The following is a 15,554-nucleotide window of genomic DNA, read 5'->3' on the forward strand; positions in this document are numbered from 1 at the left end:
AAAACCCCTTATCTACAATCCTGTATTGGCTCATGCCATTTTACAGCTTAGCTGTTCTCAGGTGACTAAGGTGGTAAATTATACCGCGCAATCTTTATTTTTATAACCACCTGGGATTACCTGAGAGCACCTGAGTTTTACAGAATTGAAACGATAAACTGAAAGACTAAAAATTAACGCATTTTTTATCACCATGTAAGGCATTTAAGAACATATAAGCTTATATGCCCTTATGTTACTTATATCGATAACGCCCTTGTGCAATTGGCTCATGCCATTTAACAGCGTAGATGTTCTAAGGTGACTAAGGTGGTAAATTAAACCACGCTATATTTATTTTATAACCACCTTAGTCACCTAAGATCACCTGAGTTTTTACAGGATGCAGCATTAAAACTTAAATAAACAGGCACATCTAAACCATCATCCCAATTTTTTACTCCCATAATTTACCCTTTACGGTTTTCCGTAAGGATTGCCGTTGCCGTGCTTATACTTTTGATCAACTAAACAATACTAAAAGCATTAAAATGTATAAATTATGAAAACAGGCAATACCCTGAACTTCTTCAGGATAATGGGATTACTGGGCTTATTTGCAATTTCAGCATGTAAAGGTTCCGGAGGATCCCAATCAGAAGATCCATTCGCTGCTACAAATTTCAACCCTTATGATCAGGATTTAGGAAAACGTATCGAAGTATACAATAAGGCCATAACCCAGGGCAATAATCCGAAAAGAGGTACTCCGGCACTTTATATTGATTTCTCATCTGGAATAAATAAGGCTTTTAACGATCCTACGATTAAAAGCATGATGTCGGCCTGCTTCAACACCGTTCTCGCACAACAGTTTGAAGTTTACAAATTAGGCTCCAACAAAATATCATTACTCAACGTAGCCAATACTACCGAACTGGGGCAACAGGTAAGCGACCCAAAACAATACGCTGATATTTGGGCACCTTTGCAAGCAACAGTAGAAAAAATTGTTGACGGTAACAGCGATGCCCTCCTGATTACCGATTTCGAAGAGTGGCAAAAAAACATAGAAGTTACCAATACTGCTTTTCTTAAAATCCCATTCTCTAAATGGCTCGAAAAAGGTAATGCTGTCCATTTTTTTATTGCAGATTATAAAGAAGGCAAGGTGAATAAACACCTTTACTTTACCATATTCAGTTGTGCCAATCCGGATGCAGGAAGTATGATTTCAAAACTCGAATCAAAACTTGCCCCATCAACAACCAGGTTTGATTTATCGAACAGTGCTTATCAGCTATCTACAGCATATCCTTCAGAAAAATCGGGTGGTATTTTTTATGATGAAAGTGCAAAATCAGACAAAGCCAGAAATGTACTCGATTTAAAAGAGGGTTACATCAACGGCCTTAAAGACGGGCAGAACTTTGAGTATTATCCACTCGGCTTAGACTGGAAAAACATCGATCAACTCCACAGCACTTACGCAGCCCAAAATCAGTTTAACGATTTCTTCAGGAAACTTTTTATCGATCTGAGTAATGAGGATAGTTACACTTTTGGAAATTTCAGTGTAAAAGTTTCGGATGTGACCACCGATTTCGAAAATTTTGCCAAAGCAGAGGAAGCTAAAAAACACCAACCCAAATTAAGCAAAGGGAGTAATGGCGAGGCCAAGTTTTCTGATCAGGAAAAGGATGCAATTGCACTGGCATGTTACGATACCGACGGAAAATTAAAGGCACAATGGGTTTATAAAACACAGGCATCTAACCCGCTTAATGAGGTTTTTACCCTCAACCAGACCCTTTTTACCAATACCAGGGCATCTAACCCAAAACATATAGAACTTGGTGTTGCTTTCGACCCTAAATTCAGTGTAGCCAACATCCATAATCCTGATGGATTAGTTAAGGTAGATATTTTATCAAACACGGCCACACCAAATCTACAGGGCACTAAAATGTCCAAATTCGAGTGGGTAAATGCTAAAAACACCCCTAATACCGCTTTAGCAGAATCGATCAAAAACACCTTACAGGAGCTTAAACCTGTAGATAAAGTAGTGTATTCGTACTACATCAAAACTAAACAGTAATCCAAAATCATTAAAAATAAACTCTAAAATGGAATCAACTTCAGCTTACATCATCTCGATCATCACCGCATTAATCTTTCTTCTTTTATCGGCCATCATTGCAAACGCCATCAAGTTTGAAGGGGGAAGTAATCCCAAAGACCCACAGGCACGCAAAACCTGGTTTTGGGTACTAGCCATCTTAAATCCGGCAGTCTGTTTTCTATTGGGTTATTATGTATTCAAACCAGATGCAAATATTATGGTATTGAATAATTATGTAACGGCCTTGAGTATCGGTACAGCTATCGGTTTTATACTCTACATCATCATCGGTTTTGTAATGAGCAAAATATTTGCCACCGGAAAAATCGGACACTGGTTTTAATCCCTAATCAAAACATCAATGGATAAATTATTCGTAATCGCCATAGGCGGTACCGGGATGCGCTGTTTGGAAGCCTTTACACACTTATGTGGAATCGGGATGTTCGACAATCAAGAAATCGAAATCCTCACGCTCGATACCGATCAAAATAACGGGAACAAAGGACGGGTTGAAGAACTGATCGGCCTTTACAACCGGATCAAAACAACCGGCACCAGTGTTGGCGGAACACCAAATGCAAATACTTTCTTTTCAGCCAAACTGAATTTACACCGGTTTTTCACCAATTATGCTGGTCCTGGAAGAGAAACTTATAAAAACATTACCAAAATTACCACAGGTTCGCCCGAGCAGCAGAAAGCCAATAAATTAATATCCGACCTGTTTTTAGACAATAGTTCGGTACAGGAATTTGCTTTAGATCATGGCTACCGGGCACAAACCCACTTAGGTTCGATGCTGATGTACCATGGCATAGTAGAAGCCGCCCGCAATATCATCAAAGGTGCTGCGGTACAATCGCAGGAACGCGAACTGGATACTTTTATGGGTAAACTGGAGGGCGCAGGTGCAAATGCCAGGGTTTTTATTTTTGGTTCTATATTCGGTGGTACAGGTGCATCATCTATTCCGGTAATCCCCAAAGCACTACAGGATTTTGTAAAAATCCGCTCTAACGGCAATGCCAGTATCGATTTTGCTAAGGCCAAATTTGGCTCTACCTTATTAACAGAGTATTTCACTTTTAATAAACCCGATGATAAACAGAAAGCCAGCAAAGCCAATAGCGTAATCGCCGATTCGTCGTTTTTTCCACTAAACAGTCAGGCAGCGTTGCAGTTTTACCAAAGCGACCCTACCGTTCAGAAATGTTATAAACTGCTTTACCATATCGGCTGGCCCATAGAAAGCAAAAAAATTGATGGCAACAATGTTTCCAATCAGACCATCACTGGCGGAAGCGAACAGAAAAATCCATGCCACATTACAGAGTTGTTATGTGCCTGTGCCGCTTACGATTTCTTTACCCGTAATGATGGTTTTAACAGCGCAAAGGCCGATTACCTCTATAAAGCAGTAGAATTTAAAGATAATTCGTTCAATTTTTCTTTTGACGACTTTATAGGCAACGAAAATAAATCGGGCGAAATATTTGTAAATAAACTGGGTGCTTTTTTCTCGCTGGCGCACATTTCTTTAACCAAAAACGGTGGGGCTTTTGATGATGCCGGTATAAAAGGTTTCATTAAACAATGCGAAAACCAAAAACTCAATCAGTACAGTACCATTACCGATGCGGAGTGTAAAGACATCAACGAGTATTTTAAACTTTTTGCCTACACCTTTAAAGATGCCAAATTTATACCGGGCTGGCTTTACCAGGTGAGGAATTCCGTTGCCCCGGGCAGGTTCCTTTTCGATAGCAAGGCATTCCCGGATAACCCTACTGAACTAAAAAAACTGGATGTCGGCACCATTTTCCTGGATGAAAAACACCATTGGAGTAAAGGAGGCCTTTTCAGAGACCGTTATGATCTTTTTGTTGAAAAACTGATCAACACCAACCCAAAAGAGGAGCAGAAAGTAAATACCACCAAAGAGAAATTCCTCGCGCACATTTTTAACGCACTTACCATTTCACAAAATTTCGATATAAACTAAAGCACCATGTTAGATAAAAGAATCAAAGCACTGGCCATAAAAGTTCATCCCAAAACAGAGCCGAACGGTGTCGAATTTGCCTGGGATAAAATCCCCCAGCTTGAAGTATTTACCAAAAACATCCTGATACCCGAAATCGCTGTAGATCAGGACGGTAATTCTGCTGTAAATATCGGAACAATTGTATCTGGCATACCTTCTGTATTTGCCCGGGCCAATTTATTCAAAAATGCTATAGATAATATCCGCGATAAAGACGCCGAAGCCTCAGGTTTGATGTTATTCTATAAATCCCTGATCAGCGAATGGAAAGGCTTGATCAGCTGTATAGCTTTAAACTATAAAGATATAGAAGCAAATAGAATCCATCTATCTTATTCAGACGGCGGGCATTTAAGTACAACTGCAAACCTATACGAACCTACGGGCGCATTTGGCAATATGTTATTTGAGCGTAAACCTTTATGGTGCGATCAATCTTTGGCCAATAATGCAGATAGAATACCCTTTATTGATGTCATTTCTTTTAAAGGCAATGTTATCGGCGGAACCTCTCCTGATAGTTTTGTTTTTACTTCAGTATCCTATCAGATTAAGGAAAAATTTCCCTTTATCAACGTACAGAATGGAAAATTTATCGATCCTTTACAATCGGAAATTAATCCGCAGGAACTTTTCACCCTTTATGGTTACGCCAAACACATCCTGGATAATATTGAAAGATTCAGGTTAAATTATGCCGGTGTAGAAGAGCTAATCAGGCCCGAATATGGCAATATTTCTACCTGTATCCAGGCCTGGATGAATGATATGGTTATTTATCAGCAGGCAAAGGGATACCCTAAACTCGATAAATCTACCCCACCCGAAGTGGGCTCCCTGTTCAATTATCCTTTTAGCCTTCTTTTTAACTATTCTACAGCATTATTCGGCTCGGAGGGGATTATCTACAACGAATCGAAAGAAGGAAGTATCCTGTTCGATCCGAAAGATTTACTGCTTCCGGATACGACCGAAATTGCACAGATCGATTTTGGCAGGGATGGCATGGAAACCCGTAATTTCCTGAAAACCAAACCCATATTGCTACTGGCGGCCGAAACCAAAGGACAGCTGAATAGTTACGCTTATTTTACCTTGCCATTAACACCATTGGCGCTAAATGTTTTTGGTGCTACACTTGATGCATTGGTGGGCATTTCAGAATCATCGAACGTAAAATCGCGGATTAGCGCCATTTACGACCCCACGGATAAAGATGGCGAACGTTTGATTGTTCAGTTAAAATTATATACCGAAACTGGGAACGAAATTGTTAAAGAGGTAATTTATAAAGTAACCTCCGAATCAATCAGTGGTAAGGACATTTTAATGTGGCCTAATTTTATTTCCAAACAATGGAACCGCTATTTTCTGTATTCCGAAATACCGCATAACGATGCCAAGTTCCAGGCCACGCCATTTATCGGAAATGTGGACGACGATTTTTTCAGGATCGTACTGGATGAAAAGGGTATTCCTTTATACCTGGCCAATAATGGAAAGGCAGCGGTAATCTCCGAAAAATACGGCAATATTAAAGCGCAGTTGCATATCGCATCCAATAATGCGGTGGCCGACAATAAATACAAATACGAGATATACGAAAGCAATAAACCTTTTAAAGGTGTAAAGTTTGCACATGCAGGGGTTGATTGTGGTTTTGGAATTATCCGTTACGATGGCTCGGGCAATACGCAGGCTTTACCGGTGAATATGTTAAACGCGCCAAGGACATTGTCGCCGGCCTTTTTAGGTGTTGATTTTGGCAGTACAAATTCTTCTATCGCTTATTTTTCCGATCAGCGGAACGAGGTTTGCGAAAACCTGAAACTCACCAACAAAAGGGTATCATTGCTGGCCAGCGACAGCAAAAACAATGACGAACGGCCTGCGGTGGAAGATGAAATTTTCTTTTTTCAGAACGACGAAATCCTCACCAATTCCATCAAATCTGTATTAACCATCCACGATTCGAGAAGGGTTGTGAACGATGGCAACATCCAGGTTAACTCCTTAATGGCCCAGGCCGTAAAGGGTGGTTTCCCCTGTTTTGAAAAAAACCTACCGATCGAAAATGCAGAAAACAACCGCTACATTTTAGGTTATAACCGCATTGGCAGGGCCGAGCTGGTGTACAATATGAAATGGTCTACCCAGCAGATTGACAAGAGTTACAAAACCGCCTATTTAAGTACCTTACTGCTTCATGTGTATGCACAGTTATTTATTGAAGGACATGAGCCGCACACCTTAAAATGGTCGTACCCTTCATCAATGGGTAAAGAATTATTAAGTGAATACAGGGGTATTTGGGATTCGCTTAAAGAAATATCACCGATTGAAAGCCAGGTTAAATTAAAAACCTTCCCTCCTTCCGATCTTTCTGATATCGGCGATACATCAGGCAGCAGCAGCTGGGGGGCTCCCGCAACTCAATCGGGTGGCTGGGGCAGCCAGGCTTCAGCACCTGCCGCCACAACACCAGCATGGGGTTCAACAGGTACCAGCAATAGCGCCTGGGGCGAACAACCGCAAGAGGCTGTTGCAACAGGATGGGGAAATGAGGCTAAAAGAACACTTACAGCGGTAGATATCAAAACCGAAACTGGTCCGGTAAGGTTCGATTTCAAAAAATTAAGCAACGAAGAATCCTTATCCGAAGCCTGCGCTGTAGCCAATTACCTGGTGCGCCCAAATGGGGGTTACTCCATTAATCCCGGAGAACTGGTGCTTTGTTTCGACATTGGTGGCAGTACAACAGATATTACCGCATTGTGCCAAATGGAAGGTGGAAAGGCAATGATTAAACAGAACTCCATCCGTTTTGCGGCTGAACGTGTAGCACAGGCCACTAAATTTTCGCCCAACTTTAAAAACGTGCTGCTCAGGATCTGCGAAAAGAAAAAAATATCCATTCAGGGACTAAATTCCGGCACACCTAAGTTTAACGAAAATACCGCACCCTATTATTTCGAACAGGTTGTTGACCGTTTAGAAGCTTCAGATTTTGAAACTTTTTATCTTTTGATCGCTGCCGAATGTAAGGAAATGATGAGCATTAACCTTTACGTTACCGGCCTGATTATGTTTTACGCAGGTCAGCTGGCTTATAAACTGCGGAATGAAATTGTAAAATCAGAAGATGCACCACCAGCGGTTAAAGCCATTCCCCCTAAAATAAAAATTGCATTTGCAGGCAAAGGAGCCAGGATATTCGATTGGTTTACCGCAGTAAATCCGGCCGCAGCCGATGATTATTATACACAGATGTTTATCAGGGGGATGGGCGGAGAAGCAGTGGCCAAACAAACCATTAGTCCGATTACCACCAGTCCGTTAAAAATAATCGATATCAATTCGCAACGGGGAACAGACAATGCCGATGTTAAATACGAAGTATCGAAAGGTTTGGCCATTCCAACCAATATCACCAGCATTCTGGTGCCGACCAACAAACAGGCCATTGAGATTCTGGGCGAAGATAATTTCTGTGTGGTTACGCCAAATGGCGAATTTAAATACCTCGAATCAACCAATTCCATTACACCCGAAATGCTGGAGCACATTGGCAATCATTTTATCTGCCTGCCACAGGAAGGCAAACCGCACTGCCCAAGATTTATGGATTTTGCGGATCTGTTTTACAAGGTATCATCCAGCATGTTCGGTTTAAAAATGAATGCGACAGATTTTATGGCCGGTTTTCAGGATATGAACATCGAGAACTACATCAAAGGAGAGCCGGATTTTATTAAAGCGCAAAAGCGGAAACACGATGATCAGAAAGATTTCGATTATGTAGCGCCGATTATCATTCTGGAAGGGATGAAATTCTTCGAAAAACACCTGCTTAAGGGCATTCAAAAACAATAATGGCGATGGGATTCTGTGTATTGGCAAAAATATCGAAGCGGACGGTTACTTTCTGGTATCAATCAGACAGTAACCCTTATGCCCCATTAAAAATGAGGGAATCGAACGAGATTCCCTTATACTTTTATGTAAATGGCAACGATTTTATTTTTGGTGCCGCCGCCAGGGAACGCTTTTACAAAAACGATCCGTATGCTTATGGTAACTATTTTGAAATTGTAAAAGATCCGACAAAACATTTTAGTATATATGGCAACAAAAAACCGGTTAAACAGCTCTTTTATTATGGTGTTGAACAATATTTATCGCACTTTTTAAACACCGTATTATATAAATCCGATTCTATCGAATCGTACAGGCAGCAGTTCCCTCTGCGTTTTTTATTTGAGGATGATATTGAAGCCAATGAGAAATCGCTGATTGAAAATCTGTTTCAGGAGGCTGGCTATTTTAATTTAGACCGCATTGGATATCACCATACCCTTTTTAATATACTTACCCAAAAGCAGATTTTATCAAACAACAAGGCTATTTTATTCATGAATGGCATTGATGATGTACTTTATTTGAACCTTTACAAAGGTGTAAAAGCCGAACCGATTGGATCGGCCAAACTGCCAGGTCAGGGTGCCGACCCCAGGGTAAAAATTTTGGCCGATATGATTGTAGAATATATCATCCTGCAAAATTCTTATCTGTCGATTAATAAAGATACCGAAATCGCTTTCCTGTTACCGTTCTGCGCGGCTTTACTCCAAAACATCAGTCCGATTATTAAAGGCGAAGCTGAACTATCTGATGGAAACCAGTATTGGTTTAATGTTAGGGAAAGAAACCTGAATGACAGGCTGCAATATTATGCCAATGACGGGATGATTTTTGCCGCAACAGACGATCTGCTGAGGGCTAACAATTTACAGGCCGATGGCGTAATGATCCTGCTTGGGTCAGAAGAAATCAGCACCCCGTATTTTTCTGATAAACTGCTTAAAAAGTATCATCATGTTATCGCATTGCAGCCTGTTGATGTTAAAGATACCATGCTGGCTATTTTTGAGGCCATTGCCAATGCCGGTTATAGCGTTAAAGCAAAAGTACCCACTGCGCCTCCGGTACTGCCGCGGCCAGCCCTTCCAACACCAAAACTGCCTCCGCCGTTACCACCCAAAAAGCAAAGCGATGTTCCAAAACCGGTAAACATCCCCAGGTTACCCGAAATAAAAGCAACACCAAATACTAAAAACAATCCGGTAAAACCACCGCCTTTACCTCCCAAAAAAAGTTAGCGCGTATAAAATCTAAAACTTAACAAAATGGCTATACAAATAGAAAAAAGAAAACCCGTTTCCCTGATCGGGGAAGAACCGGGCTTAAATCACCTCATTGCAGGGCTGGGCTGGGATACCGCTGTTGTAAACGGGCACCCGGTAGATCTCGACCTCTCCGTATTTATGCTGGGCGAAAACGGCAAACTCCTTGCTGATGAATACTTTATTTTTTACAACAACAACACGAGCCCTGATGGTTCTACCCATTACCCGGGCGATAGCAGGGGTGGCGAAGGCGATGGAGATGATGAGGTAATCCATATCGATTTATCCAAAATAGATCCGAAAGTGGAGTTCCTTTATTTCGCCGTAACCATTGATCAGAGTGAAGAAAGGGGTCACCATTTTGGCCATGTTCAAAACTCCTATATCAATATCAGGAATAATGCCGATAAATCAGTTTTATGCCAATACCTGCTCAAAGAGGAATTTACCAATGAAGATTCCCTGATGATTGCTTCCATCTCCAGAAACGGGGGCGCATGGAATGTAGAAGCCCTTGGCCAGGCCTTTTCAGGCGGTTTAAATACACTAATAGAATTATATCAATAATGAGCAGTTTTAATTTAAATAAGGGAGACAGGTTCTCTCTATCCAAGGCAGCGCCTGGATTAACCGTTGTAAAAATAGGAATGGGCTGGGATCCTAACGAAGAACCCGGCGGTCCGGAGTTCGACCTCGATGTTTCGGCATTTTCGATTGGTGGCGATTTCAAAATCCCTTCTGATTCGTACTTTACCTTTTACGGGCAAATCCGTATGGGTAATAAAATTGAGGATAAGGTAGAGAAAGGCCTCTTTAGGCCATTTACGGAAGACGGGGCAATTATCGGCGCCATTGATGATCCGGACGGGAGCAGAAGTGATGGCGACGATGATGAAGATATGTTTATCGATTTATCCAAAGTCAGCGATAAAATCGAACAGATTATTATATGCTGTACGATCTGTAAATATCCTCACGACAATAAAAAAGACCGGAGAACATTAGACCTGAATTTTGGAAAAGTGAACGACTGCTACATCAGGATTGTGGACGAAAGCAATGGCGCTGAAATACTGCGTTACGACCTGAAAGACAAATATACCAATGAAGATGCGGTAGAATTTGGACGTTTGTTCCGTGTTGGCGAAAGCTGGGAGTTTGAAGCCATGGGCAGGGCACATACGGGCAGTTTGCAAACTTTAGTTGATATGTACACCTAAAAAATAAAATTATGGCATTCGATTTAAATAAAAATGATGGCTTCCAAAGAGAGTCCTCCAAATTTGATCTTTCAAAAGGAGAGGTCGAAAAACCCGCTGGCCGATCGAGCGGCTGGTTAATCGGTTTATTAGGGATACTGGTTGTTGCCGGCGGTTTCTGGTATTATGCATCAGGCAAAACAGATCCTGCAGCAAAAATACCTGCACCAAACGTTTCTTCCGATCCGGCTTCGGTTGTTGTACCTGCTACACCAGCAAAAGAAAAAGTTAGCGGTATGGATACCACTGCTGTAGCAAAGGTAAAATCAACGGAGATACAAGAAGATTCGATCAGTAAAACCAGTGTTGATGCAGCCCCTGCCAAATCACCAGATGAAGCGCTCAAAGCTTTAAACCATAGTGTGCCGGTAACATTCGTTCAGGGTTCATCATCTTTTGCAAGCAGCAACAAAACTTTAATTAAATACATTGTCGCTTATTTAATCAAAAACCCTACAGCATCCGTTCATATTGATGGTTATGCCAGCAGCGATGGTCCGATAGCCCTAAATCAGCAGATCTCGCAGGCAAGGGCCGATGCATTCAAAAATCATTTAACGGTATTAAATATTGAAGCAAACCGGATAAGTACCGCAGGAAAGGGTATTGAAAATCCGGTTGCTTCAAATCATACTGTTAGTGGGAGGAAAAGGAACAGGCGTGTTGAAATTACCTTTTTATAAATCTGAATTGAATTAATAATATGCCCTTAAGGTGTATTCTGTTAGCTTTGTCTATGAGTGACTTCACCTATTCTTATCGTGTGGACACAAATATTTAGATTAGATTATTTGCTCCTATGCCGCAAGGCATCAAACTTTTGAGGCATCAAAAGTATGCAAAAATGCTTTGTCAATCCAGCAATGGGCCTTTTACACAATCCCCATACACATCAAAAAAACAGTGGCACTTTGTTTAATCAGGCATTTAGTGTGATTTCTTTGTCTGATTGAGCCCTTCGGGGTTTGTTTGGTAGGGCCGGGTGAAAAGTCTTTGCAAACATGAAACACAAAACCACTGCGTTTTAGGTTTGTTAGTGCCATTTGTACTGCTGTACGCCTGTTTTTTTGATTTTCCTGGCCCTTGGGATTGACGGGCGTACTTGGGTAAGGGCTGTGTTATTTCAAAGCAAGCTAGCATAGTGCCGTATATAGTGCTTAAAAAATGTGTCCACACGATAGGAACATTCGGGACAGGATGACAATCGCATTAGGAAAAAGAAGCTAAAACATATTAAAACTCATAAAGATTAATCAGACTCAAGTTATGAGTTAATTATTAAAAAGAATTAATGACAAAAAGAAGAACTAAGAAAACAAAACAAAGAGGTTTTAAAGAAATTTTAATCCGATGCTTTTTAGCAGCATCCTCTTTATCATCAAAATCATTTTCGGGCGGATAGGCTGGTTAGAAGTTTTTGCGCCTGTGATCGTCGTATTTCTGATCCTTTTTCTCCTTTCGGTATTAAAAACGGCAGTGAGGAAAGTGTAGCTCGAGAAAAACAAAAATTTAATAAACCCTGCTCCAACCGGGTATAATCGCCAGTTAGGCAGGGTTTAATGATTATGCCTGCGGCATGGTAAAACTGCCCAGGTATTGACTGTTAGAGACCACATTGTTTTCGCGCTTAACAGCAAAGGCCCAGGCATAAAACACATCGCCTGCAGCGGTATTACCTACAATTGCCGTGTAGGTTAAAGCTGCCCGTTGCGCATCTTCGTATACGAGGTACATTTTTTTGGTATCGTTAAACAATACCACCATCAGCATATCATCGTCGAAAGCATTGTAACGATTCGAGATGCTCTGCCAGCTAAGCACAATATCGGTTCCCTGTAAAACAGCACTTAAACCATGGAAAACCGAGAGCGAACCTTTACTGAGTACGATCTGCGAAAAATCGATTGTAAAATCAGGATAATCGCCAACAATTGCATTGTTTAAAAAAATCTTTACCGCAGCGTTGTAACCCGTGGTTTTATTGAGCTGTTTATCTTTGAAACCAATATTTAAAATGTCTTTAATTGGGCTGAGGTAAATTGGGGCGAGGGCAAATTTGCGCCGTTGTGCCAGCTGAAGGTCGGAACTTTGCTTATTGCTTTTTTTCGGCAGACTTTTAAGATAATCTACCCCACGCCAGTTGCTACCCACAATACTGCCTACTTTACCTGAGAATGCGCCATTGGCGCCTTTTGAATACGTTGCCATGATCAGTTTTTTTTAAGTGAAAAGATGTTTAATTAAGGATCCTCCTTTTTATCAGGAGTTTTAAATCCATACCCAAACTTAGCTACAGCCTTTCATGATGTATTATTTTAGACTTTAATGGGCCAAATTGAACCCATTATGGGTAAGTTTGAGCCAAAATGAACCCTTAAAACCTTACTTACAGGCATCATTATCCCACGGTAGCAGACAGCTGCTGTAGCGCCTAACCCTATTGCAGGCATAAAAAGACCCCGGCTTTACCTTTTGAGTAAACAACAGGTAATGCCGGGGTAAACAAAAGGTAAAGAACAGGTAAGCAAAGGGTAGAGAACAGGTACAGAAAAGGTAAACATGGGCTTAACCTGGTACCTGCAAAACTTAAAAAACAGGTACAGGATCAGTACCTAAATGCGTCCTTTTCTTTGGCTTTCTAAATAAGCGGCCAACAGGTCTTTCAGGTAAAAACGGTCGCCGCCCGGTAATTTTATGGGTTTTAAAGTGCCATCTTTTACCTTGCGTTTGTAAGTGCTTTCGCTTATTTTAAGGTAATCTTTTACCTGCTGGCGGGTAAGCTGCTCGTTGGGGCTGCCAAAGAGATCGATAAAGGTAAAAGGCCGGTTTTCTTTATTCAGTACGAGATAAATATTGTACAAAATCTGTACAAGCGCTTCATAATCTTTCATGTATATAGTGTTTAAAAAACATGAAAACATTCTGCTAAACTTTTAGGGACATTCAGGTTCTAAAAATGTTTCAGTCGTTCCTGTGCTGAAGTTAAACCAATCGTTTTGAAACCGCTAAAATCTCATTAAAATGGTTATTTATAATTGGATTTTGTCTGTAAACAAAAATCAACCGGTATTTAATCATCAGCTAATTCGGGTTAATTATCATTATGTGTGTGGTATGTGTAAATTGTGGTTCGGCGTGGGCTTATGGATAGCCCCGGCTCAGGCCGATCAGGCCAATACAATACCTGATGCATGGCACCTTTTGCGGGCGCCTGCAGCGTGCATCAACTGAGAGCGCATGCACATATCGGGATGATTTAACTGTTAGGGATGGGATAAAAACCTGAATTCGTTTTTCCATCAATGTAAGTTTAATTAGTATTAAACAGCAAAATAAACGACGCTGTATATTTTGTATAACGACAGGAAGTTTCGCAAAGTATGTTAGGCTAAAGGTTACAAAAGATTTATTTTTCAACAACAGGAATGGTTCATTTTTTGAAGGAGGATACATTCATTTACAGCGGTTTAACAAAATAATTAAACCGCATTTTTATGAAGAGAGATCTGCCAATTAAGCATCGGGGGGTATTGCGTTTAATGCCATCAATGCTATTTTCACTGTTAGCGGCAGTAGTATAGTTCTCGCTCCAGCCGATGATCTCGTGATTGGTCGCTTTAAATTAAAGGTAAAATTGCCAACCGCATCTTTACGGGATACCTTATATTATTCGGAAAAAGATACATACCTTGGGATTGCAAAACCATAGTACGGCACCATTGCCTAATTACCATAATCCCGCAATTATAGAAACATAAGTTTAATATTAAGCCTTTAGCTCTTCAGAATAAAAATTTAAATCATCCCTCATCCCTATTTTATCATGCGTTCATTTTTCATTAATGTTCTAGAACATTATATTCCTGCATCCCAAGGAAATTTTACAGACCATCCAATAGCTGATTTATTACGAAATAGTTTTCGGAAATCAATAAAAGATATTATTGAAGAGTCAGACAAATATATTTTCAAAGGTTCTGCTGGCCAAAGCCGTTGGGTTGCCTGCCCTTGGGTTGCCATACTCGATGTACTTGTAACTAAAAGCACCCAAGATGGATATTATCCTGTTTATATATTTAGAGAAGATATGACCGGCTTTTATTTAACACTAAATCAAGGCGTTACAAGAGTCAAACAAGAGATTAAAAAGGGTTATAGAAATGTTTTGAAAAAGCGTGCAGATTCTTTAAGAACGCAAATAAATTATGACGCTCAATTATTTTCCTCAGAAAATATTGATTTAAGAAAGGGAAAAAACACCAAAAGCCATTTGCCAGGAGACTACGAGGCTGGAAATATCATTTCTAAATTTTATAGCTTCGCTAATGTTCCTCAAGAAGATGAATTGGTTAGGGACTTAAAACTCATGTTATCCATATACTCCGAACTGGTAGCCACTAAAAATTTAACCTCTACCGCCCAAGAAGAAAAAGATGTAGTAGAGGAAATTAATAATTCTGAGAGAACCCCAACACAAAAGCAAAGACTAATCGACGCCAGATTAGGCCAAGGCAAATTCAGAAAAAGTGTTGTTAGCATTGAGAAAAGTTGTAGAATCACAGGGACTTCTGATATCGCTTTCTTAATTGCTAGTCACATCAAACCCTGGAGCAAATCGAACGATACAGAAAAACTTGATGGAAATAACGGCCTACTTTTAAGCCCTCATGTTGATAAACTTTTTGATAAAGGTTTTATAAGCTTTAGTGATAACGGTGAAGTTCTAATCAAGGATGAGGCAAAAGATATTTTTAAAAATTGGAATCTTCAAGAGACCAATGTCGGAAGTTTCAATAAAAAGCAGCAGGAATATTTAGCCTACCATAGAAAGCAATATCGGTTTTAAGTTTATTAAAAATTTCATACTAGAATCTATATATACTAACACCTATATTGCCTTCAATCTTGTTTTCAGACGCTTAAAATGAACCAAGTGGTCACTTTAAAGCGAAATCTAG

At 40.4% G+C, this 15,554-nt stretch carries 12 protein-coding genes; 9 read left to right on the forward strand and 3 right to left on the reverse strand.

From position 1 onward, the window contains the following. The first annotated feature begins 541 nt into the window (after window positions 1-541). From H9L23_RS20655 to H9L23_RS20690, 8 genes are read left to right on the forward strand one after another with little or no spacing between them, the layout of a single operon-like run. A complete protein-coding gene (locus tag H9L23_RS20655; RefSeq protein ID WP_187592100.1) occupies window positions 542-2,080 on the forward strand; it encodes a hypothetical protein in 1,539 nt (512 codons plus the stop codon). A 28-nt stretch (window positions 2,081-2,108) separates the two neighbouring features. Beyond that, a complete protein-coding gene (locus tag H9L23_RS20660; protein WP_025142192.1) occupies window positions 2,109-2,447 on the forward strand; it encodes a hypothetical protein in 339 nt (112 codons plus the stop codon). Between the two features lie 18 nt (window positions 2,448-2,465). Continuing rightward, window positions 2,466-4,109, forward strand: a complete 1,644-nt coding sequence (locus tag H9L23_RS20665; protein ID WP_187592101.1) for a hypothetical protein — start codon at window positions 2,466-2,468, stop codon at window positions 4,107-4,109. A gap of 6 nt (window positions 4,110-4,115) precedes the next feature. Then, window positions 4,116-8,024, forward strand: a complete 3,909-nt coding sequence (locus H9L23_RS20670; protein WP_187592102.1) for a hypothetical protein — start codon at window positions 4,116-4,118, stop codon at window positions 8,022-8,024. After that, entirely contained in the window at window positions 8,024-9,310 is a 1,287-nt protein-coding gene (locus H9L23_RS20675) for a hypothetical protein (protein WP_187592103.1), read from the forward strand. The genes H9L23_RS20670 and H9L23_RS20675 overlap by 1 nt, the downstream gene beginning before the upstream one ends. Window positions 9,311-9,337: 27 nt before the next feature. Continuing rightward, entirely contained in the window at window positions 9,338-9,904 is a 567-nt protein-coding gene (locus tag H9L23_RS20680) for a TerD family protein (protein ID WP_187592104.1), read from the forward strand. Continuing rightward, window positions 9,904-10,557, forward strand: coding sequence for a TerD family protein (locus H9L23_RS20685; RefSeq protein WP_187592105.1), 654 nt, complete (start codon window positions 9,904-9,906; stop codon window positions 10,555-10,557). The genes H9L23_RS20680 and H9L23_RS20685 overlap by 1 nt, the downstream gene beginning before the upstream one ends. A gap of 11 nt (window positions 10,558-10,568) precedes the next feature. Beyond that, window positions 10,569-11,279 carry an OmpA family protein gene (locus tag H9L23_RS20690; protein ID WP_187592106.1) on the forward strand — a complete coding sequence of 237 codons (711 nt, stop codon included), beginning with the start codon at window positions 10,569-10,571 and terminating at the stop codon, window positions 11,277-11,279. Between the two features lie 880 nt (window positions 11,280-12,159). Here H9L23_RS20690 and H9L23_RS20695 read toward each other — a convergent pair. The 3 genes from H9L23_RS20695 to H9L23_RS27140 form a co-directional block, all read right to left on the reverse strand. Beyond that, window positions 12,160-12,804, reverse strand: coding sequence for a DUF6266 family protein (locus H9L23_RS20695; RefSeq protein ID WP_187592107.1), 645 nt, complete (start codon window positions 12,802-12,804; stop codon window positions 12,160-12,162). A gap of 404 nt (window positions 12,805-13,208) precedes the next feature. Next, on the reverse strand, window positions 13,209-13,487 hold the full coding sequence (locus tag H9L23_RS20700; protein ID WP_025142201.1) for a helix-turn-helix domain-containing protein: 279 nt from the start codon (window positions 13,485-13,487) through the stop codon (window positions 13,209-13,211). Window positions 13,488-14,053: 566 nt separating this feature from the next. Further along, window positions 14,054-14,197 carry a YegP family protein gene (locus tag H9L23_RS27140; RefSeq protein WP_187595543.1) on the reverse strand — a complete coding sequence of 48 codons (144 nt, stop codon included), beginning with the start codon at window positions 14,195-14,197 and terminating at the stop codon, window positions 14,054-14,056. Window positions 14,198-14,419: 222 nt separating this feature from the next. Between H9L23_RS27140 and H9L23_RS20710 the strand changes: the two genes are divergently transcribed. Further along, window positions 14,420-15,442 carry an MrcB family domain-containing protein gene (locus H9L23_RS20710; RefSeq protein WP_187592108.1) on the forward strand — a complete coding sequence of 341 codons (1,023 nt, stop codon included), beginning with the start codon at window positions 14,420-14,422 and terminating at the stop codon, window positions 15,440-15,442. Window positions 15,443-15,554: the final 112 nt, after the last annotated feature.

The sequence above is a fragment of the Pedobacter roseus genome (assembly GCF_014395225.1).
In the GTDB taxonomy this organism is placed as follows: Bacteria; Bacteroidota; Bacteroidia; order Sphingobacteriales; family Sphingobacteriaceae; genus Pedobacter; species Pedobacter roseus.